General features: G+C 37.4%; 28 protein-coding genes and 1 pseudogene. 24 read left to right on the forward strand and 5 right to left on the reverse strand.

What is annotated here, in order from left to right; all coding sequences use genetic code 11:
- The first annotated feature begins 66 nt into the window (after window positions 1-66).
- Entirely contained in the window at window positions 67-567 is a 501-nt protein-coding gene (locus PSR12_RS09460; RefSeq protein ID WP_255601736.1) for a hypothetical protein, read from the forward strand.
- A 285-nt stretch (window positions 568-852) separates the two neighbouring features.
- Here the strand turns inward: PSR12_RS09460 and PSR12_RS09465 are convergent, their stop codons facing one another.
- The 3 genes from PSR12_RS09465 to PSR12_RS09475 all read right to left on the reverse strand — a co-directional run bounded on the left by PSR12_RS09465 (window position 853) and on the right by PSR12_RS09475 (window position 3,224).
- Complete coding sequence (locus PSR12_RS09465; protein ID WP_274772845.1) at window positions 853-1,560, reverse strand: Fic/DOC family protein; 708 nt, start codon at window positions 1,558-1,560, stop codon at window positions 853-855.
- A 3-nt stretch (window positions 1,561-1,563) separates the two neighbouring features.
- Window positions 1,564-1,749, reverse strand: coding sequence for an antitoxin VbhA family protein (locus PSR12_RS09470; protein ID WP_221683202.1), 186 nt, complete (start codon window positions 1,747-1,749; stop codon window positions 1,564-1,566).
- 302 nt (window positions 1,750-2,051) lie between these two features.
- Window positions 2,052-3,224, reverse strand: coding sequence for a multidrug effflux MFS transporter (locus PSR12_RS09475; protein WP_274773457.1), 1,173 nt, complete (start codon window positions 3,222-3,224; stop codon window positions 2,052-2,054).
- A gap of 288 nt (window positions 3,225-3,512) precedes the next feature.
- Between PSR12_RS09475 and PSR12_RS09480 the strand changes: the two genes are divergently transcribed.
- From PSR12_RS09480 to PSR12_RS09495, 4 genes are all read left to right on the forward strand, one after another.
- Window positions 3,513-4,364, forward strand: coding sequence for a GNAT family N-acetyltransferase (locus PSR12_RS09480; protein WP_274772848.1), 852 nt, complete (start codon window positions 3,513-3,515; stop codon window positions 4,362-4,364).
- A gap of 103 nt (window positions 4,365-4,467) precedes the next feature.
- Window positions 4,468-5,001: a GNAT family N-acetyltransferase gene (locus PSR12_RS09485; protein WP_221683204.1), complete on the forward strand. Its 534-nt coding sequence runs from the start codon at window positions 4,468-4,470 to the stop codon at window positions 4,999-5,001.
- 160 nt (window positions 5,002-5,161) lie between these two features.
- Window positions 5,162-5,377 carry a hypothetical protein gene (locus PSR12_RS09490; protein WP_221683205.1) on the forward strand — a complete coding sequence of 72 codons (216 nt, stop codon included), beginning with the start codon at window positions 5,162-5,164 and terminating at the stop codon, window positions 5,375-5,377.
- 136 nt (window positions 5,378-5,513) lie between these two features.
- Entirely contained in the window at window positions 5,514-6,293 is a 780-nt protein-coding gene (locus PSR12_RS09495; protein ID WP_274772851.1) for a class I SAM-dependent methyltransferase, read from the forward strand.
- Window positions 6,294-6,486: 193 nt separating this feature from the next.
- Here the strand turns inward: PSR12_RS09495 and PSR12_RS09500 are convergent, their stop codons facing one another.
- Window positions 6,487-6,882: a glucosamine 6-phosphate synthetase gene (locus tag PSR12_RS09500; protein ID WP_221683207.1), complete on the reverse strand. Its 396-nt coding sequence runs from the start codon at window positions 6,880-6,882 to the stop codon at window positions 6,487-6,489.
- Window positions 6,883-7,074: 192 nt separating this feature from the next.
- Here PSR12_RS09500 and nagZ point away from each other — a divergent pair, with 192 nt between their 5' ends.
- From nagZ to PSR12_RS09525, 5 genes and pseudogenes are all read left to right on the forward strand, one after another.
- Window positions 7,075-8,763 carry a beta-N-acetylhexosaminidase gene (nagZ, locus tag PSR12_RS09505; protein ID WP_274772852.1) on the forward strand — a complete coding sequence of 563 codons (1,689 nt, stop codon included), beginning with the start codon at window positions 7,075-7,077 and terminating at the stop codon, window positions 8,761-8,763.
- Between the two features lie 133 nt (window positions 8,764-8,896).
- Window positions 8,897-9,097, forward strand: a pseudogene (locus tag PSR12_RS09510) (nucleoside transporter C-terminal domain-containing protein); the annotation flags it as partial.
- 169 nt (window positions 9,098-9,266) lie between these two features.
- On the forward strand, window positions 9,267-9,695 hold the full coding sequence (locus tag PSR12_RS09515) for a hypothetical protein (protein ID WP_221683210.1): 429 nt from the start codon (window positions 9,267-9,269) through the stop codon (window positions 9,693-9,695).
- A gap of 165 nt (window positions 9,696-9,860) precedes the next feature.
- The gene (gene trhO, locus PSR12_RS09520; RefSeq protein ID WP_221683130.1) at window positions 9,861-10,799 is read left to right on the forward strand and encodes an oxygen-dependent tRNA uridine(34) hydroxylase TrhO; all 939 of its coding nucleotides are present in this window, start codon (window positions 9,861-9,863) and stop codon (window positions 10,797-10,799) included.
- 270 nt (window positions 10,800-11,069) lie between these two features.
- Window positions 11,070-11,963 (forward strand): SDR family oxidoreductase, encoded by an 894-nt coding sequence (locus tag PSR12_RS09525; RefSeq protein WP_221683129.1) that lies wholly within the window; start codon window positions 11,070-11,072, stop codon window positions 11,961-11,963.
- Between the two features lie 165 nt (window positions 11,964-12,128).
- Here the strand turns inward: PSR12_RS09525 and PSR12_RS09530 are convergent, their stop codons facing one another.
- Window positions 12,129-12,620 (reverse strand): DinB family protein, encoded by a 492-nt coding sequence (locus tag PSR12_RS09530; protein ID WP_202341906.1) that lies wholly within the window; start codon window positions 12,618-12,620, stop codon window positions 12,129-12,131.
- A gap of 253 nt (window positions 12,621-12,873) precedes the next feature.
- Here PSR12_RS09530 and PSR12_RS09535 point away from each other — a divergent pair, with 253 nt between their 5' ends.
- From PSR12_RS09535 to topB, 14 genes are all read left to right on the forward strand, one after another.
- Entirely contained in the window at window positions 12,874-13,080 is a 207-nt protein-coding gene (locus tag PSR12_RS09535; RefSeq protein WP_004228831.1) for a helix-turn-helix transcriptional regulator, read from the forward strand.
- The gene (locus PSR12_RS09540) at window positions 13,077-13,232 is read left to right on the forward strand and encodes a hypothetical protein (protein WP_274772855.1); all 156 of its coding nucleotides are present in this window, start codon (window positions 13,077-13,079) and stop codon (window positions 13,230-13,232) included. The genes PSR12_RS09535 and PSR12_RS09540 overlap by 4 nt, the downstream gene beginning before the upstream one ends.
- Window positions 13,229-13,564: a hypothetical protein gene (locus PSR12_RS09545; protein WP_274772857.1), complete on the forward strand. Its 336-nt coding sequence runs from the start codon at window positions 13,229-13,231 to the stop codon at window positions 13,562-13,564. The genes PSR12_RS09540 and PSR12_RS09545 overlap by 4 nt, the downstream gene beginning before the upstream one ends.
- Window positions 13,565-13,727: 163 nt before the next feature.
- Complete coding sequence (locus PSR12_RS09550) at window positions 13,728-14,321, forward strand: VanZ family protein (protein ID WP_274772859.1); 594 nt, start codon at window positions 13,728-13,730, stop codon at window positions 14,319-14,321.
- A 156-nt stretch (window positions 14,322-14,477) separates the two neighbouring features.
- The gene (locus tag PSR12_RS09555) at window positions 14,478-14,789 is read left to right on the forward strand and encodes a hypothetical protein (protein ID WP_221683127.1); all 312 of its coding nucleotides are present in this window, start codon (window positions 14,478-14,480) and stop codon (window positions 14,787-14,789) included.
- A 153-nt stretch (window positions 14,790-14,942) separates the two neighbouring features.
- Window positions 14,943-15,173: a hypothetical protein gene (locus PSR12_RS09560; RefSeq protein WP_274772861.1), complete on the forward strand. Its 231-nt coding sequence runs from the start codon at window positions 14,943-14,945 to the stop codon at window positions 15,171-15,173.
- Between the two features lie 101 nt (window positions 15,174-15,274).
- The gene (locus PSR12_RS09565; protein WP_202341909.1) at window positions 15,275-15,781 is read left to right on the forward strand and encodes a GNAT family N-acetyltransferase; all 507 of its coding nucleotides are present in this window, start codon (window positions 15,275-15,277) and stop codon (window positions 15,779-15,781) included.
- Between the two features lie 136 nt (window positions 15,782-15,917).
- Window positions 15,918-16,421: a hypothetical protein gene (locus PSR12_RS09570; RefSeq protein ID WP_274772865.1), complete on the forward strand. Its 504-nt coding sequence runs from the start codon at window positions 15,918-15,920 to the stop codon at window positions 16,419-16,421.
- 239 nt (window positions 16,422-16,660) lie between these two features.
- Window positions 16,661-17,158: an RNA polymerase sigma factor gene (locus PSR12_RS09575; RefSeq protein WP_274772866.1), complete on the forward strand. Its 498-nt coding sequence runs from the start codon at window positions 16,661-16,663 to the stop codon at window positions 17,156-17,158.
- Window positions 17,145-18,260: a hypothetical protein gene (locus PSR12_RS09580; protein WP_274772868.1), complete on the forward strand. Its 1,116-nt coding sequence runs from the start codon at window positions 17,145-17,147 to the stop codon at window positions 18,258-18,260. Before PSR12_RS09575 ends, PSR12_RS09580 begins: the two co-directional genes overlap by 14 nt.
- A gap of 251 nt (window positions 18,261-18,511) precedes the next feature.
- A complete protein-coding gene (locus PSR12_RS09585) occupies window positions 18,512-19,336 on the forward strand; it encodes a copper amine oxidase N-terminal domain-containing protein (RefSeq protein ID WP_274772870.1) in 825 nt (274 codons plus the stop codon).
- 152 nt (window positions 19,337-19,488) lie between these two features.
- On the forward strand, window positions 19,489-19,806 hold the full coding sequence (locus PSR12_RS09590) for a hypothetical protein (protein WP_221683122.1): 318 nt from the start codon (window positions 19,489-19,491) through the stop codon (window positions 19,804-19,806).
- Window positions 19,807-20,303: 497 nt separating this feature from the next.
- Window positions 20,304-21,404: an alpha/beta hydrolase gene (locus tag PSR12_RS09595; RefSeq protein ID WP_221683121.1), complete on the forward strand. Its 1,101-nt coding sequence runs from the start codon at window positions 20,304-20,306 to the stop codon at window positions 21,402-21,404.
- Between the two features lie 163 nt (window positions 21,405-21,567).
- A complete protein-coding gene (gene topB / locus PSR12_RS09600; protein ID WP_274772873.1) occupies window positions 21,568-23,697 on the forward strand; it encodes a type IA DNA topoisomerase in 2,130 nt (709 codons plus the stop codon).
- Window positions 23,698-23,766 lie beyond the last annotated feature (69 nt).

Consider the following 23,766-nt stretch of genomic DNA (forward strand, 5'->3'; position numbering starts at 1 on the left):
TGATCATGACTAAAACGCTTTATGAATGTCTACCTTAGTAAAAAGGGGAGATGAAGCGTGTATTCAATGTCTAATTTTAAATTACTTGTGGAAAAACAGACTGAAATAGATACCATTTATCAAAAATGTAATGATTTAATTCAATCCAATGTTACACCAAAGCTAGATGCAGAGGTCGAGCAGTTTTTAAAGCTGGTTGAACAGCATTTGACACAGCAAGGCTTTACAATTACGAATACATCAACAGGGTTAATCGCCAATTATCAAGAGGCTGTCATTAATGTAGATAAACATTCAAAGCATTTGGAAGAATGCTTTTTTATCAATTTAAATAGTTATGCTGAGGATCAAGTCTCTATTGTACTCGATATCTCACCAACGATGCTACCGAAAATTTCAAACCAGCTCGATGGCTACACAGATATTATTGAGCAAATGACGGATAAGCTAAAGCAAGCAAAAAGTCTAGAGAAAGCCTGTACGAATCCCAAATTTCTTTATAAAACGCAAAGCAACAAAGTTTTTCATACCCCTCAGGAAGTGTTGGATTATTATTTTCAAGGATAGAGAAATAGCTAGGAAAAACTAGTAGGTGTATAAAAAGTGGAAACTTGATGTTGAGGACTGACCTCAACAGTATAGACAAATAAAAAAACACCTTCGATTGAATATGGGGTTAAAAACTAAATTTCAATTGGGAGGTGATTTTTCTAAGAGTAAAAGGTTTTAAATGAATGAATTGATACCTTTTGTGAAATAAATATAAAAAGGATGATGATTCCATTACAAATCACCATCCTTTTTAGTGTGTTAAATAACTAAAACATACTTAAACGGTAAATAAATCATTCCTTAATCCGTTTCAAAGGGCTTTTCTTTATATTTGGAAACATCATAATGCCCAATTAATTGATAATTACTAGACGTTTCATCGTCAACCTTAAATTTATTGAAATCAGCTACATCCAGTGCATCTGTCATCATCTTCAATAAATATTGTGGTTCCGGAGCTTCTTCTACTGCGGTAAGAACTAGTGCATTTCGTAAATATCCTGCATGCTGTGAGAGTAATTGAGCATTGAAGTCTAGCCTATTTGCTTCAGCAAAAAGCTTCATGAAAATCGATACCGTTCGCGTATTTCCTTCTCGGAAAGGATGAACACGCCAAAGTTTTGTCATAAATGAAGAAAAGTCCTCTACAAGGCGAGGATTAGAATACTTCCATTGCTTAGATTTAGACCAACTGAAAATAGTTTTTAAATCAGATACAATGTGATCTTTATCACTATAAGCAACAGATAATCCATTTAAAACATGTTCACTTTTATAAATATTGACTGTTCGGAATTCTCCTGCCCATGAATATAGCTCATGAAAAAGGAAGTGATGAATCGTTTGGAGACTTTTATATTTTTGGAAGTCAATATCCTGCGTGATAGAAGAAATATCTATAATCCCAGCGATTAACAGTTGTGCTTCAACGTCAATCAATTGTTGTTCATCTCGAATATTTAATTTGTTGATTAAGACATTTGTATTAGGATAAATATATAGGTCCATAAACTACTGTGAAACCCTTGTATATTTTTCCACAATCGCTTGTTTCAATTGGCTGGATGATACTTGACCATTTTCATATTGGTTTAAGAGGTTCTGTGTAAATGCGCTCGGTTTTCCACCGTCAATGGCCGCCATACCAACTGCGAATTGCACTTGCTTTTTACGTTCTAAGGATGAATTTTCTTTCATAAATAACACCCCTCACTTTAATGGTATATCTATTATATCAGTTTTATGCATCAGGAGATAGTTAGATCACTGCCCGATGCCTACTGACATAGTTCAATCTTTGTCAGTAGCATTTACAGTTTGAGTGAGAAAATTCAATAGGTGCCAGTGGAAAAAGTTAGAGCTAGGCAATCCTATAATCAAAGTGGGTGAAATTTTACGAAGAGTAAAATTTCACCCACTTTTTCTATTCGGAGAAGAGGTTTTGTTCTAGTCTTTCATCTATCTAAAAGCAATAGCGATTGGAAGCCCGCTTTCTTCCATTATCGAATAAACTTTCTCCCGCAAAGCCACATCATCAAGGATAGACCTAAGAAATAGAGTGGCATTGTCAGTAAAGAACCGTTATGCAGTAAGCTCATACCAGATGTGATGGCACTGACGAGTAAGTAATAGCCGAGACTAAAGATAGCGCCTGCTGTGCCAATGACATCCTGAAAATCTACTAACGCTAAACTTAAGCAATTAGGAAGTGCAATGCCCGAGCCTAGCAGTGTTATAAAAATAGTAATCAGCATACTAATGGCCATCATGCTCGCGTGCAATGGTAGCGTACAGACGATGGTCAAAAGCAAAGTGCCACCAAGCATTACCAAACAGCCAACATGAATGATTTTTTGTGGCGGATGGCTGATGACGAGTCGCTTTGAAATCATAGCCCCTATTATGGAAGCAAGGGCAACTATAATGCCAAGAAATCCGTACAGGCCAGGTGACAGTCGGAAATGCTCAATGAATATAAAGGGTGCTTCGGCATAGTAGCTAAATAGAATACCATTGATGCCTCCAATTAGTAGACCATAGACAAGCACGATGGGTGAAGCGAAAATGCGTTTGACGACAGGCAAAATCGCTGTTCTTTGTCTTGTTACAGGGTTGGTTGTTTCTGGAAGTCTGCAATAAGCATAGATAAACAACAGGATACTCATGATGACAAGGACAAAAAACACGGCTCGAAAGCCTAGTGCTTGATCCACCCAACCACCAATCAACGGCCCTACCGCTGGGGTAAAGGCAATGACGGCTGAAATTTGAGCAAACATTGCATGGCGTTGACTTCCCGTCACACTTTCACGCAAAATGGTTTGCGTAATAATGGAGCCAGTGGCAGCGCCGAATGCTTGGAGCAATCGACTTGCTAATAGAAAAGGAATTGTCTCTGCATAAAAGCAGAGTAGGCTACCTATTCCATAAAAAATTAAACCGCCTAGCATGGCAGGTCTACGGCCAATCAAATCAGAAATCCATCCCCAGCAGAAAACGCCGAATGCAAAGCCAATAAAATAGATACTTAATGTTAATTGGACAGAGCTATTGGCTACACCAAGTGCAGAGGCAATGTCCGGAAGTGATGGTGTGTATATTGTTTCACTAATTTGTGGAAAAGCCACAAGAACAATCATTAATAATAAAGATGGTACTGCCTGTTTTTTCAACATATTGCCCTCCTACAAGCAAAATTCTACTTTGTTAGATACAAGTAGATTGCGTAGCTAGGGAAACGGCGGGACCATTATAAGAATACGTTCATAGGATGTCATGTTGAAATCACCTTTATATGCTTGAAGTAGGAGTGCATAGTCTAGCAACTATTATAGGCTATTTTACAATACTTATATAGTAATAATTGCTAAAGCTAAGAGATATTGCTTGTACATGGAAGGGGGATTTTGTAAAATGGAACAAACGTTCTTTTAAATTTGGATGACAGAGGGTGTATCTAATTGAATTTTGAGCTAACTTTATTTACTTCTACCGATATTCAGGGATTAATCGAGCTATCAGCTTCCGTTGGATGGGATTACGATGCCTACGAAATTGAAACGATTATGGCAGCAGGTAGAATAGTTGGACATAAAAATAGGGAAGGGAAAATTGTTTCCTGTGCAGCCATTATTCCCTACGATACAAATGTAGCTTCCATTGGTATGGTGATTGTGCATGAGCAATGCAGAGGTTTTGGCTTAGGTAGAATCGTTACACAAGCCTGTATCGATAGTGTTTCAGTGAAAACAGCGATTATGCTCGTAGCTACAAAAGAAGGACAACCTTTATATCAAAAGATGGGCTTCACGACTGTTGAGCATGTACATAAATATTTGGCAGACAAATTTGTTGAGACGACAAGAGAATCCGATTTTTTAGGCACCATCAAAGAATTTCAAGAGCAGGATTTTGAACAGCTTGCCAAGCTTGACGCAGCAGCCTTTGGGGATAGTAGAAGAATCTTTCTGCGTAAAAGAATACAGCAGTCACAGCGCTGTGTTGTTGTGAAAAATCAAGACAATCAAATGATTGGCTATGGCTTAACAATCGCGGGGCCGATTTATCTTCTTTTAGGACCAATCGTTGCGCCAAGTAAAGAAATAGCGCATCATATTATCAATGAATTGGCTAAGGGCTATCAGGGGAAATTACGTATCGACTGTCCATCTGTTCAAATGGAGCTTGGTCCAATTTTACAACAGAGTGGTTTTACGATGGCTGCAACACCACCAATCATGATCCGTAATGCCAAAAAAATACCTACAAGAAATCAAACATTATTTGCTCTAGCAGCACAAGCCTTTGGTTAATCAAACGTGCAAGCCTACTTTGAGGTTTGCACGTTTATGTTGCTAAAAAAGGATTTTGAAGGAAGAGTAGAGAATGATATGGATGGTAGAGGAGGGGAACAGCATGTTTCCAGAATTAGAGACGGCAAGACTGAGATTAAGAGAACTCACAGAGGAGGATGTTCCTGCGATTTTTCGTTGTTTTTCCAATGAGGCTTTAACACGCTATTATGGGCAGGAGCCTTTTGCCGACTTAAAGCAGGCCGAGCAATTAATCAAGCAATTTGCCAAAACCTTTGAGGAAAAGCGCGGGATTCGTTGGGGAATTGAACGAAAAGACTCGAATGAAGTGATTGGTACAGTTGGCTTCCATTTATGGTCAGCGGCACATCAACGAGCAGAAATTGGCTATGAAATTCATCCTGATTACTGGCGGCAGGGTTATACAAAAGAAGCTGTGCAGAAAGTAATTGCATATGGTTTTGGGGATATGAACTTAAACAGGATTGGAGCCATTGTTTTTTTAGAGAATGAGGCATCTTCCAAGCTTTTAATTCAGCTTGGATTCCAACAGGAAGGCATATTGAGGGACTATATGTATCAAAAGGGACAAGCACATGATACATTTATCTATTCTTTGTTAAAAAAAGATGATTAACGTAGCTTTAGCGCTTTTATAGAATAATCATTTACTTGGAAATGGATAATAAATAATAATTTAGATCGAGTTTTGAGGCTGCTTTTTTCGGTTATAGTTCTTATATGAACAACAATTCATAAGTTCGTGTAAAAAAGTAACAGATGAGGGGCTGGGTGTTATGGAGCAATATAGCACAGCTTATTTTCAAAAGCTAGATTTACTGTCAAGCTTATACGCAGGACAGGCTGCTTTAAAGGATTCCATTCCAACTGAGAAGGTCAAGCGAATGGAGCGGTATCAACAAATTGAAGCGGCGATTACAAAACTAAATAACGAAATTAGAATAATTGAACGGACCATATTAAAGTCCACCCATCCTACTAGAAATAGTTAATGGAAGTTCAACCCATGCATTTCCTTGCATGGGTTTTTCGTTTGATAAGGTAATCTTATGTATTTTCATAATAATTATAGATTTTTCTTATGGTTGATCTACTAGTACACTAAAATAAAAGGGGAGGGTGAAGAGAATGGGGATTGATTTCCACAATCAGCAACATCGTACGTCTTATACAACAAGACAGGCAGATAGCTCATGGAAGGCAGCGTTAGCGAAACATATTCCTTTTCATCGTATGGGAAAGGCAGTAGATATCGGCTGTGGCGGAGGAATTTATGCCAAGGCACTTGTCGACATGGGGGTGGCATCTGTAACAGGTGTAGACTTTTCACTATCCATGCTAGACGGAGCGAAAGAAAATTGTCGAGCATATCCGCAAATCACATTTGTCCAAGGAAATGCTTTCAATACAGGGCTTGCAGGGGATACTTTTGATATCGTGCTTGAACGAGCCTTAATTCATCATATACAAGATGTCAAAGCATGCTTTCAAGAGGCATTTCGGCTTTTACAGAAAGGCGGTTATTTTATCGTACAGGATCGCACCCCAGAGGATTGCTTACTTCCAGGGGATGCTCATCATATAAGGGGCTATTTCTTTAAAAGTTTTCCTTCGCTTATTCAAAAGGAAGTAGAGCGCAGACACAATAGTCAGTTGGTGACAGAAAGCTTACAAGAAGTAGGCTTTCAAGAAATTAGTGAGCTAAAACTATGGGAGACGAGACAGGTCTATGCCAATAAGGAGCAATTATTGGCTGATTTACAAGGTAGAGTGGGGCGTAGTCTATTACATGAATTGAATGACAACCAATTATCGACCCTTCTTGAGGATATAAGGAATGCGATCACAACAGAAGGTTCCATTATGGAAAAGGATCGATGGACGATTTGGATCGCTAAGAAAAAATAATAACCACCTTCTGGAGAGGATCAACCCTCTCCATTTTTATTCGATTGCAGCATCAAAATATTACTCTGCTTTCACAGAGCTATATCCATCAATTTACAGGATTTATCCGCCACTTTTAACTTTCTATCCGTCACTTTAGGATTGCTATCCACTACTTTGTACATTTTATCCGCTTTCCCAGAGCAAACCCTCATTATTTAGCAAGTGCTAGCAAAAATTTATCGCGGTCTGCTTCTTCCTGCATTTTACTATCGACAAGCATTGCACCTGATTGAACACTTGTGATGTCGTTGTCTACAAGAAACTGTACATTGACTTTGGCTATTTCATTGTTAACCGTGCAATCACCCTCAAACTCTACAACATCCTGTCCCTTTTGTGTTTCAAAATAGACCCAATATGGATTTTCACAGGCAGAGGCAAAGGCACTCTCCAAAGTTTTTGTACTATTTTCATAGGAATAGTTTTTTACGTATGTAATATATTCATTGTCGGTAATATCCTTTTGTGGACCATAGAAGTACCAAAATACCGCTAAGATACCGATTGGCACAATCCACAATATATTTCTTTTACTTAATTTCCCCATGTGTTATATCCCCCTTTATGTGAATATTTTAACATCTTCTTTTGCATTTTTGCTAGCTTACGATAATATTTTCTATTGAAGGCTGCGATTCTGTTCACAGCGTGAGTTTTGAATTCAGTTGACAGTTATGATAACGTTAGTTGATAGATTTGTTTCGATGTCGCCAAATGGCTTGGTGAAGGAGGTTTTTACATGCATAAAAGAAGACGTGGTGTGCTGCTAATTCTTGTGCTGATGTTAATGGGTCTAGCCTTTTTTATCGGCATGAAAATGAGACCAGTCACACAACCGACTAGAAATCCTGAGACAACGCCCGTTCAAGAGGATGCGTCTGAACAGGAAGGTGGTTCAGAGAATATTGAGGTTCTCATACAGGAGATTGCTCAATTAGCACGAGAAGGAAAAGTACCTGATGTGCCATTTGCAGCAGGAGATACAGAACAACAAGCGGTTCGTGAGCAATGGGGAGAACCGCAGCAGGTCACTGAATCCGCCAATGGACAATATGAAGATTATGAGGATGTGACGATTGGTTATCGAGGTTCACAGGCCTTCGATATCCGTTCATCGAAAGAGAATATCAAAAGCATTCGTTTAGCAGATATTAAAAATAAGTTGGGTGAACCTGATGAAGTTCGTTACTATCAGGATCCATCAACCAATCAAATTATTCTTGTCTACCAAGTAAATGCCAGCTATCAATTAAAGTGGATTTTACCCAAACCGACTGACAGTGATGCCAATCCTGCCGTTCATCATATATCAGTCTATACGGAACTTAAGCCACAAGCGCCAGATAGGCTGGAACAAATGACATTGGACGAGAAAATCGGTCAAATGATGTTTGCAGGTGTTTCAGGCACGACGCTTCAGCCGGAGACAACAAGCCTTATTCAAAAGGCTAAAGTAGGTGGTTTGATCCTTTATGGCAATAATCTTGAAACACCCCAGCAAACAGTCACATTGATGAATGACTTAATGGCTGCCAATTCGAAGAATCAGCTACCACTTTTCCTTGGCACCGACCAAGAGGGTGGAAAAGTAGTCAGATTACCAGGCGCTTTAAACAATTTCCCAACGAACCAAAAAATTGGGGACATTAACCAATCCAAGTTTTCATTTGAAGTAGGCCAATTATTAGGAGAGCAATTAAGGGCATTTGGCTTCAATCTGGACTTTGCGCCTGTATTAGATGTCAATAGCAATCCGAATAATCCAATTATCGGGGATCGTTCGTTTTCCAATGATCCAGCTATCGTCAGCAAATTGGGCATTCAAACAATGAAGGGTCTGGAGTCGGAGCAGGTTATTCCTGTCGTGAAGCATTTCCCTGGGCATGGTGACACATCTGTGGACTCTCACTTAGAATTGCCAAAGGTGGCAAAAAGCTTGAACGATTTGAATCAGCTAGAGCTTGTCCCATTTAAAGAGGCCATTAACAATGGTGCAGATGTCGTCATGGTCGCACATATTTTATTGCCAAAAATTGATCCACAGTATCCTTCCTCAATGTCGAAGGAAATTATCACGGGTATGCTAAGAAAGCAGCTGGGCTTTGATGGTGTTGTGATGACTGATGATATGACGATGAAAGCCATCACGAATCATTATGCGATCGGGCAAGCAGCTGTTGATTCGATCAAGGCTGGTAGTGATATTATTTTAATCGCTCATGAATATGCCAATATTACAGCAGCGATAGAAGCGGTGAAGGTAGCCGTCAGCAATGGGGAAATAACAGAGGACCGCATAAATGAAAGTGTCCAAAGAATCCTAAAACTAAAAGAAAAATATCAGCTTGTCAATCAGCCCGTGCCAGCAGTCGATATCAACAAGCTTAACACGGGCATCGAAAAAGTTTTGAATACGTATATGAAATAAAGGCGAAAAGGGACATACAGCTACCGGTGTATGTTCCTTTTTGTGAATGATGGATGGGGTGAGAATAGGGATAACGAATTCAAATATGAATTCGTTGCCATGCTGGACTTCGTTAAAATCCAAGCAAGATAGCTTCAGTGAGCGTACAGCAGCCATTGTCTCTGCTTTCCTCATATCCTTTGCTAACGTTGGCTCGATTGGTACTATCGTAGGTGCAGTAAAAGGGTTAAATGAAAAGCAGGGCAACGTGGTGGCACGCTTTGGATTAAAATTGCTATACGGTGCCTCACTTTTAAGTGTACTATCCGCGATCATTATTGGGATTGTGTTTTAAATAGAAGAAATTAGAAGGGCATATTTTAGGCGTATCAATCTCTAAAATATGCTTTTTTTGATTTTTTGACGGGTTAGAAATATTGTAACTTTCTTCCACAATTTTCGTTTGATCTAGTATGAGGTTTAATTGTACTAAAAGTATAAAAATCATAAGAGGATGGATTAGAATGAAAATTTTTTATCATTGTTTCATCATGTGGATACCTTTTATAGTGCTGTTTGCCTTAGCAGGATTTGGCTTAGAAGTTTTAGAAGGAAGAAAAATCAGAACATCAGAATATATGACGGGATTTCGTGATTTAGGCGTTGGTTATATGTTCTTAATGGGTTCTTTTGCTTTTATTCTCTATCCGATTTCGTTTTTACCGCTAACATTTATTGTGAGTCGTTTTATGAAAAATGGGCTGTTCAAAGTGGTTCCCTTTACTTTATTTGGTGGGGCAATAGGGGCTTTTTCTTTAACAATCATCTATGATTCGCGATTTATAGAAGAATATAATATAAGTATTGTCAATTCCATGCTTATTTTTGGGATTGCGGGTTTCCTCTACGCTTTAGTAGAAAATGCGGTGAAGAAAAATATAAAATTTGTTTAACGAATGAATGTGTCTTTTTTCATCTAGCGGAATATGGGAAAATATTTCTACTCATTTCAGTCTAATTACCGATAGCATATTAACGGATTATCCTTTATGGTTAATAGGTCGTAAAAGACACTATCAGGAATATCCTGCAAATATTGAAATGATAGGTGGAAAACAATGAATTATCAAGTTTTATTATATTACCATTACACGAAGATTGAAGACCCAGCGGTGTTTTCAGAAACGCACTTAGCAATGTGTAAAGAAATCGGTTTAAAAGGTCGTATTTTAGTAGCCAATGAGGGTATTAACGGGACTGTTTCGGGGACGATTGAGCAAACAGAGCAATACATGGCAAACATGCAAGCAGACCCATTATTTGAAGGCATTGTCTTTAAAATGGATGCGGCAGAAGGACATGCATTCAAAAAAATGCACGTTCGCCCACGTCCTGAGTTAGTCAACTTAGGCTTAGAAGAAGACGTCAACCCACATGAATTAACAGGTCGCTACCTGTCACCAGAACAATTCCTTGCTGAAATGCAAGATGAAAATACAGTAGTATTAGATGTGCGTAACACGTATGAATACGATGTCGGCCATTTTCGTGGCGCGATTCGACCAGAGGTAAAAAATTTCCGTGATACACCTGAATGGGTCCGTGCAAACCGTGAGCTATTCGAAGGGAAAAATGTTTTAACCTATTGCACGGGTGGTATTCGTTGTGAGAAGTTTTCGGGTTGGATGAAACGTGAAGGCTTTGGCAATGTCGGTCAATTACATGGTGGCGTGGCAACATATGGAAAAGATCCTGTTGCGAAAGGTCAATTATGGGATGGGCAAATGTACGTTTTCGATGAGCGTTTAACAGTGCCAATCAATCAAGTAGAGCATGTGATTGTCGGTCGTGATCACTATGACGGTGAACCTTGTGAACGCTACATTAACTGTGCAAATCCTGAATGTAACAAGCAAATCATCGCATCTGAAGAAAATGAAGCTAAGCATTTAGGTGGCTGTACCATTGAATGTACAAAGCATGCGCGCAATCGCTACATCGTGCGTCACAATTTAACAGAAGAGCAAGTAGCGCAAGCAATTGAGGCGTTAATTTAAATATACAAAATATCTTTCATAACCTACTTTATAGAGGTTCTTAAAACACTCAATGTAAGTGTTCAAACTATCCATTTTAGCATTGGACTAGTCTGCTCGCTTCCATAGGGTGTTTTTTCTTTTGTAAGAAGAGTAAATGACTCAATCATAGGTTCTGAAACTGTTTAAAGTAAATGTTCAAAGGGTATTCAACAAAATGTAACAGGATTTAAATAGTGCAAGCAAACAAAGTGTTTGTCACTAAATATTCAAAATAGGAGATGATAGTTGATGGGAAACCCACATCTAACCGATCCACGTAAAAAATTTCATACTGAAAAATTCCCAAATCAAGAACAGAACACGCCAGCGCTACAGCATGGAATGATCCCCAAACCTGACTGCGGAGAAGAATCATATAAAGGATACAATCGTCTAGAAGGGCGTAATGCGTTAATTACAGGAGGCGATTCTGGGATTGGCCGTGCTGCCGCTATTGCCTATGCACGTGAAGGGGCCAATGTAGCCATCCAATTCTTCCCTGGTGAAGAGGAAGATGCCAACGTCGTTAAAGAATTAATCGAAAAAGCAGGAAGAAAAGCATTGCTGCTACCGTATGACTTACGAGAAGATAACGCAGCGACAGAGATTGTTACAAAAACCGTGGAAGCCTTTGGTGGATTGGACATTCTTGTATTAAATGCTGCGCAACAGATCGCACAGCCCTCCCTAAGTGACTTAACAATTAAACAAGTGCAAGATACTTTCAAAGTAAACATCATCAGCATGTTCGAGACCGTAAAAGCGGCTGAAGAACATTTGGAACCAGGAAGTGCAATTATCACCACCACATCGGTCCAATCTTTCGATCCATCCTCATCTTTAATGGATTATGCTGCGACAAAAGGTGCAATAAGCAACTTTATGGTATCCCTGTCCTCCTATTTTGCTTCGAAAGGGGTGCGTGTCAATGGTGTTGCACCAGGACCAATTTGGACGCCATTGCAGTTGGATAATGGAAAATTGGAAGGAGAGATTCCTGAGTTTGGCCAAAATACGCCCCTTGGCCGTGCGGGACAGCCAGTAGAGCTTGCACCAGTGTATGTTCTGCTTGCCTCCGATGAAGGAAGTTATATCACGGGTCAGATTTATGGAGTGACAGGTGGTAAGCCGATAGACTTGTAAACTTAATAAAACCTCTCTCGACATCAGTGATGTTCCACTGATTATGGTAGATAAACAGCTTAAGATTGATAATGAAAACGAACTAAATATATGCCCCCTACAGTTAGTAGTTTGTCTCTAACTTTAGGGGGCATCTGCTTTTCAATCACCAATTGGAATCATCGTTTATAAGTAGGAGCGCTTAGCTGGCCATGAACCTTGTAGTTTACGAAGTTGAACAATTTGTCCTGTATGGTAAGCGTCGTGCAAAAGGATATTTAGATATTGTTGCCAAACTGGAAGAGCGGGACTAGGTTGATCTAATGCCTCTTCTTGAAGGGATGCTAATGAAGATTTTAAGGCATCATGTACGTGAAGTGTTCGTTTCACTGTTTCTTGCCAAGCATCTTCATCATGGGCTTCTCCTTGGACAAACGTTTCATCATTATTTTGTGGAGCAACAAATGTCTCATCTTTATGTAAGCGAGAAAGTAAGCGCTCTTTAAAGATTAATAAATGGTTTACGTTTTCCCAAATCGTATTAGCAGCATTACCTTCTGGTTGCCAACTAGCTTGCGCAGCAGTGAGATTCTTTAATGCGTCTGATAACGGTGGGTACCATTCCTCTTCGTAAAACACCTGATTGACTCCATTTTGCAAGAGTTCTTTTTTACTCATTTGGATAACCTCCTTTTTGTAACGCTCAAAACATTCCTTACTTTTAATTTATCAAATCTTCCAAAAATAGTACATAATAATAGATCGACATTGTTTAGCTTTTAATGATCTTTTGAATCTTGGTGTTATGTCTCCTAGACATTTTCTAATTTAAAATTAAATTGTAAAGTGTGCTTGAAATACGTAGTGATGTAAAGTAAACTTTACTTAACATTAAATGTATAGTTTGCTTTACATTTATAAAGGAGGCATTATGAAAAACAGAATTCGAGAATTACGAAAATTGAAGAAGATTACGCAGGAAGAATTGTCGAAACAAGTTGGCGTTTCACGGCAATCAATCATTGCTATTGAATCTGGAAAATTCAATCCATCCTTAGAACTTGCCTACAACATTTCCAAAGCGTTCAATAGCACAATTGAAGAGGTGTTTATATTTGAAGAGGAGGAGAATGAATGATGGAGATTAATATCTGGGGTATGATTGGTTTGTATGGGGGAGTGGACTCCTTGGATGGTGGTTCGGGCGACAGAAAGCTAGAAAAAACAGAGGCTAAGACGAGCTGTACTACCATATTTGGCAAAAGGCCAGGTCCTATTCTTGGTATGTGACATTAGGAGCGCTGTATGTTTTCTTTACGTTACTCAATTTTGGGATTCAATTAAGCACTGCTATGGTTTTAGGTATCCTTTTATTAACACACGTAGCGAGTTGGGGAATCATTGGGATTATTTTGACCATCAATATGTCCAGTGCAGCCCCGTTACAGCCCTCGCGTGTGAAGGTGGGCCTATTCGTCTTCATGACGTCCATTATTGTATTCACGATCATCTCGATCCTGACGACAAACTGGCTGTTTTTATTATTTAGTATTCCTCCTAATTTAATTGCACTTTTTACGGCACTTACGCCAAAGCGAAAAGATTCCGAGGTAACCTACTAAACTTCATATAATATCGTACCGTTTTTTCCCCTATAGATATGGTGGTCTATAGGGGTATTTTTTTATATATGACATTAAAAGCATCTAAATGGAAAAATGGTTTTGACTAACATTGTTAAAATAAGTAAAATGATAGTTGTTACAAAATTTAGGAGGTGTTTACTTGCATACAAACTATGTTCTATATAATATTGTTCCTTTCGGATTTTTAGTGTTGTTGGTCTATATTTTTATAGATGTATTTCTTGATTACTTTAGAAAAGAAATCAAGCGTAACCAAAGACGCGTTACTTTATATAGCTTTCTCTTCTATTTACTATGTTTACTTCAAATTAAAGTAGGGGGAATAACACTTTTACCTCTAAATCCAGCAGACAAAAGTAGGAGTTTTATTACAGCTAATGATTGGTTTGGAATTTTTGATGGTATCCACTTCAGTATGTATTTGTGGAGCTATTCAGCTATAGTTTATAATTTTTTATTATTACTTCCTTTAGGGATATTTTTATTCGTTCTTTTCCATTTTAACAATAGAAATAAAGCCATTTTTATAGTGATATTGTGTTGTTTAGGAATAGAGCTTTTACGTCTACTATTAGGGTCGTTTAGTTTAGTTCCTAGGAACATTGGTTCTCTAGATGGTATCTACTTATTATGTAATATGCTTGGTGGAATAGTTGGTATATTAATAGTGAAAATATTTACGCAAATACAAGTGAAGCGAAAAGATAAAGTTTATAATGGTAGTTTTAATTGAATAATAGTTTTCGGCAATGGGGCGCGTTTATTAATCAACGTGTCTTTTTCTTTTAAAGGGCAATATTGTTGAATAATACAGTTATTTGAAACCTTTCCTACAATTTACCGTTAAGTATTGTTAAACAGCATTACAAAATAGAAAGAGGGATTCGTTATGATTGGTTGGCTTAATATTGGCAGTCTCTTACTAGGACTAATCGCTTGGATACTTCCAGTTATTTATCTCATGGGAAATAAAAAACATGAACATTCTAATTGGGGCATCCTTTCCGTTCTCAGCATCAGTGCCTCTGCTATTTCAATTAGTTTTCAGATGTTCTATAATTATCATTTAGTAAAAATTGAGGATTGGACGGCACTCATGGACACGACGCGTGCAGTCGTGATAGCCACAGCAGTTCTTCTCATTTTTACATTTATATTAAATGGACTTACTTTTATTGTATACCGACAGAACAAAAAGTAGGATAGTAGATTCCAGTGTTTTAAGTGGGAGCATATTTCGCTAATAAGTAATGCACTCTTCATTTAAAGAACAATGGGTTTATTGTTATCTTTGTAGAATCTAATTATTATAATAAATTGCGGTGAAATTCAATTATATAAAGGGAGTGTATAGGTGGACCTACTACTTTTGATAACTATTGGTTTCATAATAATTGGATTTGTTGTGCTCGCCTCTATGAAAAAAGATATGGAAAGTAAGGTCGCTTTTATAAAATTGAATATGGAAGAAGAGGAAAATTCATCAAAAGCTAAATCTGTAGTTTGGTGGATATGGAGTACCACTGCTTGGGGGATCGTAAGTCTGTTTCTTGTTGTTTGGTGTTTTCATCATTACTTTGGGTAACTTTTAGCTTCAAATGTGCTTAAAAACAGGTACTGCGCATTTCTAAAAAGGAATGCGTGATATTTTGTGGCAAAATAAATTAAAAGCAAAGGGTGGGCATTTTGCAGATAATCGAGACGGAACGATTATATCTTAGAGCGTTAAAAATGGACGATCATCATGAATTATCAAAAGTGCTTTCCGACCCAGAGTCTATGCAATATTATCCTCATCCCTTTAATCAAGAAGAGGTTAAAAATTGGATCAGATGGAATGAGAAAAATTATAGGCAATATAATCACGGACTATGGGCAGTTATTTTAAAAGATGGGCATAAATTTATCGGTGATTGTGGAATAACCATGCAGAACATTGACGGTGTATGGTTACCTGAAATCGGGTTTCACATTATTAAAGCGTATTGGAATAAAGGGTATGCCACAGAAGCGGCGTGTGCTTGTAAGGAATATGCATGGAATGTTCTGGGCTATTCCGAAATATTTTCATACACGACCTTAAAAAATATCCCATCCCAAAAAGTTGCGGAAAAAATCGGGATGGAAAATTATAAGATTTTTGAGAAGAATGGTGAACAACAAATCGTTCAAGTTGCCTACAAAAGTATATGAATATTGAGTAACTAATTTTTTATTCCAGAAAAGGGCGCGTTTATATATAGGAACGTGGCTTTTTCTTTTAAAGAGTTGAATAGCATTCTTTTTGGGAATTAGATATTTATGCGAAAATTTGTCAAAGGGGGATGGAATGAAGAAGCATATAAAAGGTTTAGTACCTTGCATTTATTTGATGTTGTCGTTCTTTGTACTATCTGGCTGCAATGCTCAAAAAAGTGCTAATACTTATTATTTATTATTGATGGGTGAAAGTGAAAGCTGGAACCTAACAGGATATGAAATTGTTATCACACCAGAAGACTTTAAAGCAGGATTTGGAACCTTAAAAATGAAAAACGTCAATACGTATATGACAGATTTCTTCCACTTTGAAACGCATGTGGTTATCGATAGTGATGATTCAGTGGTTCATACTGGTTCAGTTACTGGTGAGACGAATATAGCAGAATATACAACTGGTGCTATTGCAGGGCCGTATATCAATAAAAATGGTGACTTTGTTACACTTGAAGATATAAATGAGATTTATGTGGTGGTTGAATGGTGGGATATTAGCAAGAACGAAAGTATAAAAGAAAGAATAGATTTATTTAACCAATCAAAAAAAGAACAGTCCTTCTTGAACGAACTATAGTTATAGTTGAATAACGATCTTCTCGGACGCTTTTCTGAAATAATAGGAAAGCGTCTTTCTTCATGAAAAGGGCCATTATCAAATATAGGCACTGCTGCATCATCTAAATGACCATAGGAGTGTATTACATACTTCTGTAACCTTGATAAAAAGGCTACTCTAAAATATTTCCAGGAGATTGAACAATTTTTTAGAAAACGAGCGTCTAAGTAGTAGGATTGAAACGAGGTGAGTTGTTGTTGGAAAAAATCGTAGAACAATATGGTGAATATTTGTATCATCTTAGCTATTTATATATGAAGGATTTTCAGCTTGCAGAGGAGATTACACAGGACGTACTCATGAAGTATTTATTACATAAAGACGATTTTAGAAAAGATGCCTCATTGAAAACGTATTTAACTCGTATCGCTATTAATTGCTGTCACGATGAACTACGTAAACAAAAGAGAAAATCATTTATTTCAAAACTTTTACCACTAGGCAGAACTGAACCCTCAGTTGAGCAAACATATATAGCAACTGAGGATTTTGCAACCTTAAAGCAAATTGTCTTTGCATTACCACTTCATTATAGGGAAGTCATTGTACTGTTTTACTATGAAGAATTTGATGTTTCTGAAATTGCTAGTTTATTAAATGTCTCACAAAACACCGTTCGTACAAGGATTCGTCGAGCGAGAGAATTGTTGAAAACAAATCAGGAACTGGAGGCAATATTTTATGAAGGAATTTAAAAACAAGCTAAAAGAAGAATTGCGACAAGATGCCCCATTTACAAACGACATAAAGCAACGAATATTGCAAAAGAAACCTATAAAAAGAAAGTTTAACTGGCAGGTTGTCACCGTATCTCTTGCAGCATGTTTCATTATTGGATTAATGTTATTCGTCGAATTTTCTCAAAAGAATAACCTACAAACTGCAAGTCAGCAAAATGAGCTATTACCGATTGTCGATGATGTTTCTTCTTTAGACATCATTCAACCGCAATATGCTCATCTACTTGGGGAACAATGGATGCTGCATTTTTTGCCAATGATTATCGATAAGGAAGCCCCCATTACGTATGGAGATTATATTGCCTTTTATGGAACGGATGGGCTTGTCGTTTCAACTGTATTAGGATTAGGTAATGATCATGTAACAATGAAGCAAGGGCAAATTTTAGTAGATGATACCCCATTAAAAGTTCATGGATTAAATGAGCAAATAAAAAAAGAGGATATCAATGACCCATTGAAAAATCCTTACTTTTTTCATAATTTTGGAACTAGACCAGCGCCATTCAATGACAAATCGATTTCTGCGAAAGAAAAAGAAATGGTTGTTTATGACAGTGACGAGGGCCATACGATTATGAAAATTAGTGAGGGACAATTAGTAGGTAAGGTCGTAGGCTTCCAAAATTTTGAGCTAACATTTGAATTGACTGAACAGGAGCAGCAAGTTTTTAATGCCTTTAAAGAGGATTATAATATTGAAAAGTTAAAAAATATGACACCCCAAGCGATTACTAAAATGTTTTTAATGAGTGATATGGAAAAAGATTATGAAACATATGAAGCATTGTTCACAACAAATAGGAACGATGAAACAGAAAGTGTTCAAAGATATTATGAGAAAACGAAAATCGTACGACAGGAGTTGTTTACAAAGGAAATAAATCGCCTTATTATCGCAAATCTCTTTGCGGGGTTAGAACATGCAGAGTTTGAGCAGCAAACAGATACAACAGGGGTTATAAAATTTATTTCACTTGAAGGACCAATAGAGCTAAGTATGGAAAAAAATGCCCAAGGAATTTGGCAGCCAGCCTTTAGTAGAGGAATTTATTAGCTTTTTAGAAAGAACATCAATTTACGCATGAAGGCAAAAACCTTCCTAAAGCGTTATTGGATAATTTTCATCAGTATCCTTATCTAACAATCGGACGCGTTTATTTCGAAACGCGTCTTCTTTTAATAGGTCATGTAGATTGAATAAAGAGTAGAATAGTTTAACGATATATGTGGATTTTTATGGTAAAATATTTAGTGAAATGTATTTTTTGGGAGAATAGTGAGTTTTAAAAAAAGGAGTGTTTAAAGTTGAAAAAAGTGTTCTCAGGAATTTTTCTTGCATTGATTTTAATCATGACTTCATCACCTACAAATGCAGCCGATTTTCAAATAAAAGTTGACGGTGTTACCATTGCATCCGATGTAAACCCCGAAGTTAAAAATAATCGGACAATGGTTCCTTTACGTGTAATTAGCGAAAATTTAGGGGCAAATGTTACTTGGACGGATGCTCAAATTACCCTTACTAAAAACGATATGCAGGTCATACTAAAGCTTAATCGTAATCAAGTGGTGAAAAACGGTAAAATTGAACTGCTTGATGTAGAGCCATACATGAAAAATAATCGTACTTTTGTTCCGATGCGTTTTATTGCCGAAACATTTGGCAGCAATGTCACTTACAATAACGGTACAGTAACAGTTGAGACACAGCCTCTCTTTATTAATGGTATAAAAGTAAAAGCTTTGCAATACGAATATCATATGACATTAGGCGGAGTCATACAGCAAATTAATGGGAATGGTTATAACGAAGCTATTTATAATACTTTTATAAAAAATAATGGAAGTAAAGTCGAAGCACCTACTTATAATCCTTGGGATACTCATCCCATTCCAGTAGGGGACTATGATAAAAATGCGCAATTTGATTTTTTAGACCAAGACTCGAACAGTATCAAGCGGTTTGATATTTATTTTTCAACAGGGAACTTAGGCGGAGTATTGGTGCATGATACTACTGCAAATCATTGGTATGCATACAGTGATACCGCAAGACTAGGCATACTTCAATTAATTGATAATGCCTCGATGAACGGCTTTGTGACGGTTATGAGTAATACAGTTCCATAAGGTGGATGATAGTATTTTACTATTGTTTTAACGGAGTGCTTTACTCTTAATAAGGAGTAGAGCCTTTTTCTACTTTAACAAAATTGCAACTTTGTTTGTACCATTACGCAGGTTTATATTTTCATGTTGTCAGAAGAAATGAGGTAATTTATTTGGATGAATGGAAGAAAGTTGTACTTAGTTTACTCGAAATCATTGTAATTCTATCGATTGGTTTCCTTTTTACAACTTATATTTTAAGGCCTATATACGAGAATTTTGGAATTCAATTTACAGGTGACGTATGGGTAAACTGGTTTGGATTATCGTATATTTTATTCGTCTTATACTCGTTGATTGTCGGTATTTTTATTTTTCAGGAAAGTAATATCTTTAAACAGCGACGTACATCCGTACTCTTTTGGCTCATTTTTATTGGTTCAATTTATGTAGTTTTTATCCCTTTTATAAAAGGTGAAAATCCATTCTAAGACTTCTATATAGTTCATTATTTCAACAATTCCAAAATCTATTATCGACACAAAGTAGGATAAAAATCAAAAACTGCATCCATTTAGATGCAGTTTTATTTTTTTCTAATCAATATTTCACCAAGTGGGATTCCTACCACCACAACCAAAACCGTTAAAATTAACAGCGCTCTAAAAATAAAATATGCAGCTTCATCAAACATCGTATCCCTCCTTTTTTTACAATACCTACCCCATATTTAGAAAAAATTATTGTTGTGTTTTAATAATATAGTTTACGCAAGGTACGTATGCAGTTTTTTAAAAATTTTTGGTCTTCAGACATTTCTTTAGTAAGGTCATTTTAATCCTTTAGAAAATGGAAGAATAAAATTTTGTAATGCTATACAAGATCTTCAATCGTTATTTGCTAAAGAATGAGCTAAAGGTTAATAATCCTTTACCCGAGATAATAAATAGTAAACGATACATAAGTAAATTTAATGGAGGTTATGATGATGAGGGTAGCGAAGAAGATAGCCAAGATAGCAGGAATCCTTCTAGTTATACTGACTTTGTTTATGGGGATTGGATACGCTATTCTTGTGATTAATCCATTAGGAAATAAACCAGGCAAGCCAGTTGCGGATATTGAAGACAAGGTGGAGATTTGGGGAGAAGAAGTGGCAGGTAATCATTCGGGAAGTAAGCTAGATGATATGAATATTAAGGGCAATCCTAACAGACTTTTGGCGACATTCAAATTTTCCACTGGCATCGTGGGAGAAGACTATAAAGACAATGAAGTGGCCATTGATACCTTTACCTATATCCATGAAATTGAAGGGGGTTATGAAAAATCAACCTATGAAGATGAGCCCTATCTGATTCCTTATACGGTCGCGAACAGTGACAGTGCCGTCATTATTATGCCAGGTGGTGGTTATGGCTTTAAGGAAATGGATGGAGGAACAGCGGAAGGAAAGGAAATAGCTGCATCATTAAATAAAGCAGGTATTAATGCATTCGTTCTTCACTATCGTTCCAATCCCTATGAGTGGCCTATTCCACAGCTAGATGTTCAACGTGCTGTCCGTTATCTACGTTACCATGCCAATGATTATGGTCTCCATCCAGATCGAATTGGTTTGATAGGTTTTAGTGCTGGAGGTTATCAAACGGGTAGCTTTATTAACCTCATTCAAGGTGGAAATCTGTTTCCTGCTAGTTATCAGCCTGATGCCATTGATGCTGTTGATGATCAAGTAGCATCCGCTGCAATGATTTACCCTGCATTGACGTATCGCTATAATGTGCCCATGCTCTTTGCTTCTTTTAATGATGAAGATGTCAGAAATCCAGAAAAGCGGGAAGAGCTCTTGCAGCAGACAGATTTATCTACGCATTTCAGGACAGCTCATATACCTCAGTTTATAGCTTATGGGACAAAGGATTTAGCAATCGGGGTAAAAGGTCCACAGGAATATATCCAATCTGCACGAAACGCAGACGCGGATTTGACTGTGATAGTAGCAGAGGGTCAGAATCATGGCTTTAAGCAGGAATACTATATGCGAGCGTATCTTGAATGGGTAAAGAAAATTTTTGATTCTTTATAATTTGCTTTAAAAGTGGTCAAAGATTTTAGTAAGTGCTATTTTATATGGTTTAAAGTAAAATAGTAGTAAGGTATTCACCATCAACTCAACTAATCTGATTAGTTGAGTTTTATGTTTTTATAGAAAAAGCTACTAAAATATTGTAAAGAAGATGTGATGATTAATGGGGAAAATTGCGATATTAGCAGAGAAACCATCTCAAGCAAGAGCATATGCAGACGCTTTTAAAGTGAAGCAAAAAGAGAAAACCTTTATTGAACTGGAACCTTGTTCTACTTTTCCTCATGGTGCAGTTATTACCTGGGCGGTTGGTCATCTTGTTGAATTAAAGGAGCCGAAAGAATATCACAAGGAATGGGAGAAGTGGTCGCTTGCTTCATTACCGATCATTCCGCAAAAATTTGAAGATAAAGTGGTCTCTAAAATGTATCCACAATTCAATGCAGTCAAAAAAATCTTTAGTGATCCCCAAGTAACAACGATTTATAACTGCTGTGATAGTGAACGTGAGGGTTCAAATATTTTCTACTCCCTTTTGAAAATGACAAAAGTAAATAAGCCAGTTAAACGATTATGGATTAACTCATTAGAAGTGGAGGAAATCCGAAAAGGTTTTAATCATATGCAAGGTAATGAGCGTGATTTGCTGATGTACCAAGAAGCCAAAACGCGTCAAATTAGCGATTGGTTAGTAGGTATGAACTGTAGTCGCCTCTATACGCTACTGTTGCAGAAAAAGGGCTTTAAGGGCAGTATCTCCATCGGACGAGTACAATCGCCAACCGTCTATTTAATTTATAAAAGACAGCAGGAAATTGAACAGTTCAAGCCTGAAAAATTTTATGAAATCGAAGGAGTATTTAAAGCTCAACATGGTGTGTATAAAGGGAAGGCGAAGCTAAAGACAAAAGAGCGGGCTGAGGCAGTGCAGTTATTGCAACAGCATGGGATTGAACCGCATGATACAGGTCTCATTACAAGTGTCATGAACAAAACGAAGCGGATGGCACCACCTAAACTACATGCGCTATCAACATTACAAGCGGCTGCCAATAAACGTTGGAAATACAGTCCATCGCATGTGTTGAAACTTACGCAATCACTTTATGAGAAAAAGCTCGTTTCTTACCCACGTACCGATTCACAGCTCATTACACATAATGAGTTTCTCTATTTAAATGAATCATTAGGAAACTATCAGCAGCTTGTGGGAAAAGCATTTCAGCCGATCAATCGAGGGAAGAACAAGCGCTATGTCGACAGTGCCAATGTTGGGGAGCACTATGCAATTATTCCAACGAAAAAAATACCGACGGCCAAAGCGTTGCAATCCATGAATGCTGATGAACGAAATATTTATTTTGAAATCCTCAATACGACACTCGCTATGTTTCATCAGGATTATGAATACGATGAAAAAACGATTATCACGAATGTCAAAAATGTAGAGTTTAAAACAGTAGGGAAAACAGAGCTTGTCAAAGGCTGGAAAGAATTATTTTCAAATGAGACAGAGGTGCAGGCGCGTGAGGAGTCTTTACCTGTTGTCTTCCAAGATGAGCTGGTACAAAGTAAGATTGCTATTTTAGAAGGCACGACAACACCTCCGAAGCCCTATACAGAAGGCCAACTCATTACGATGATGAAAACCTGTGGTAAATCGGTTGAGGATGAAGAGGAAATCGAGGTGCTGAAATCGATTGAAGGGATTGGAACGGAGGCAACTCGGAGTGGCATTATCGAGACGATTAAGAAGCATGGATTTATTGAAGTACGAAAAAATATCGTGAGCATTACACCGAAAGGACAGCTTTTATGTCAGGCAATTGAAGGGACATTACTGTCAAGCCCTTCCATGACGGCTAAATGGGAAATTTACTTACATAAAATTGGTAAGGGGGAAGGCTCTGCCAAGCATTTTATTGAAAGCATAGGCAAGTTTATTCATCAATTAATAGCAGAGGTGCCTAAACAGTTAGAGTCTCTGACAATTGAAGCAGAGCAGTTTAAACCAGCCGTGGTAAAAGATATTGCCATCTGTCCAGCATGCAAGGAAGGGAAAATAGGCTTGCGTAAAAGCTTTTACAGTTGTTCGAATTATAAAAATGGTTGTAAGCAAACGTTCCCACAAAGGCTATTAGGAAAAAAACTAACGGAAAAAAACATTCATGACTTATGTAAGAGTGGCAAAACTGCTTTGATGAAAGGCTTTAAATCAAAGAATGGCAAACCATTTAATGCAGCCCTACGTTTGGTAGAAGGAAAAATTGAATTTGAGTTTAATGAAAAGTAAATGCTGCTAGTTTCAAAGGACTTCCAACTTGGAAGCTGGATAGCGTGTTTGATATAGTACATGCTATCC

Origin of the sequence: Lysinibacillus sp. G01H, assembly GCF_028872195.1 — a bacterium.
GTDB lineage: Bacteria > Bacillota > Bacilli > Bacillales_A > Planococcaceae > Lysinibacillus > Lysinibacillus capsici.

What these genes read in the sequence shown, in the direction of transcription:
- PSR12_RS09460 (WP_255601736.1), top strand. Translation starts at nt 67, where the DNA reads ATGTCTAATTTTAAATTACTTGTGGAAAAACAGACTGAAATAGATACC.
- PSR12_RS09465 (WP_274772845.1), bottom strand. Translation starts at nt 1,560, where the DNA reads ATGGACCTATATATTTATCCTAATACAAATGTCTTAATCAACAAATTA.
- PSR12_RS09470 (WP_221683202.1), bottom strand. Translation starts at nt 1,749, where the DNA reads ATGAAAGAAAATTCATCCTTAGAACGTAAAAAGCAAGTGCAATTCGCA.
- PSR12_RS09485 (WP_221683204.1), top strand. Translation starts at nt 4,468, where the DNA reads ATGTTTCCAGAATTAGAGACGGCAAGACTGAGATTAAGAGAACTCACA.
- PSR12_RS09490 (WP_221683205.1), top strand. Translation starts at nt 5,162, where the DNA reads ATGGAGCAATATAGCACAGCTTATTTTCAAAAGCTAGATTTACTGTCA.
- PSR12_RS09495 (WP_274772851.1), top strand. Translation starts at nt 5,514, where the DNA reads ATGGGGATTGATTTCCACAATCAGCAACATCGTACGTCTTATACAACA.
- PSR12_RS09500 (WP_221683207.1), bottom strand. Translation starts at nt 6,882, where the DNA reads ATGGGGAAATTAAGTAAAAGAAATATATTGTGGATTGTGCCAATCGGT.
- nagZ (WP_274772852.1), top strand. Translation starts at nt 7,075, where the DNA reads ATGCATAAAAGAAGACGTGGTGTGCTGCTAATTCTTGTGCTGATGTTA.
- PSR12_RS09515 (WP_221683210.1), top strand. Translation starts at nt 9,267, where the DNA reads ATGAAAATTTTTTATCATTGTTTCATCATGTGGATACCTTTTATAGTG.
- trhO (WP_221683130.1), top strand. Translation starts at nt 9,861, where the DNA reads ATGAATTATCAAGTTTTATTATATTACCATTACACGAAGATTGAAGAC.
- PSR12_RS09525 (WP_221683129.1), top strand. Translation starts at nt 11,070, where the DNA reads ATGGGAAACCCACATCTAACCGATCCACGTAAAAAATTTCATACTGAA.
- PSR12_RS09530 (WP_202341906.1), bottom strand. Translation starts at nt 12,620, where the DNA reads ATGAGTAAAAAAGAACTCTTGCAAAATGGAGTCAATCAGGTGTTTTAC.
- PSR12_RS09535 (WP_004228831.1), top strand. Translation starts at nt 12,874, where the DNA reads ATGAAAAACAGAATTCGAGAATTACGAAAATTGAAGAAGATTACGCAG.
- PSR12_RS09540 (WP_274772855.1), top strand. Translation starts at nt 13,077, where the DNA reads ATGATGGAGATTAATATCTGGGGTATGATTGGTTTGTATGGGGGAGTG.
- PSR12_RS09555 (WP_221683127.1), top strand. Translation starts at nt 14,478, where the DNA reads ATGATTGGTTGGCTTAATATTGGCAGTCTCTTACTAGGACTAATCGCT.
- PSR12_RS09570 (WP_274772865.1), top strand. Translation starts at nt 15,918, where the DNA reads ATGAAGAAGCATATAAAAGGTTTAGTACCTTGCATTTATTTGATGTTG.
- PSR12_RS09580 (WP_274772868.1), top strand. Translation starts at nt 17,145, where the DNA reads ATGAAGGAATTTAAAAACAAGCTAAAAGAAGAATTGCGACAAGATGCC.
- PSR12_RS09595 (WP_221683121.1), top strand. Translation starts at nt 20,304, where the DNA reads ATGAGGGTAGCGAAGAAGATAGCCAAGATAGCAGGAATCCTTCTAGTT.
- topB (WP_274772873.1), top strand. Translation starts at nt 21,568, where the DNA reads ATGGGGAAAATTGCGATATTAGCAGAGAAACCATCTCAAGCAAGAGCA.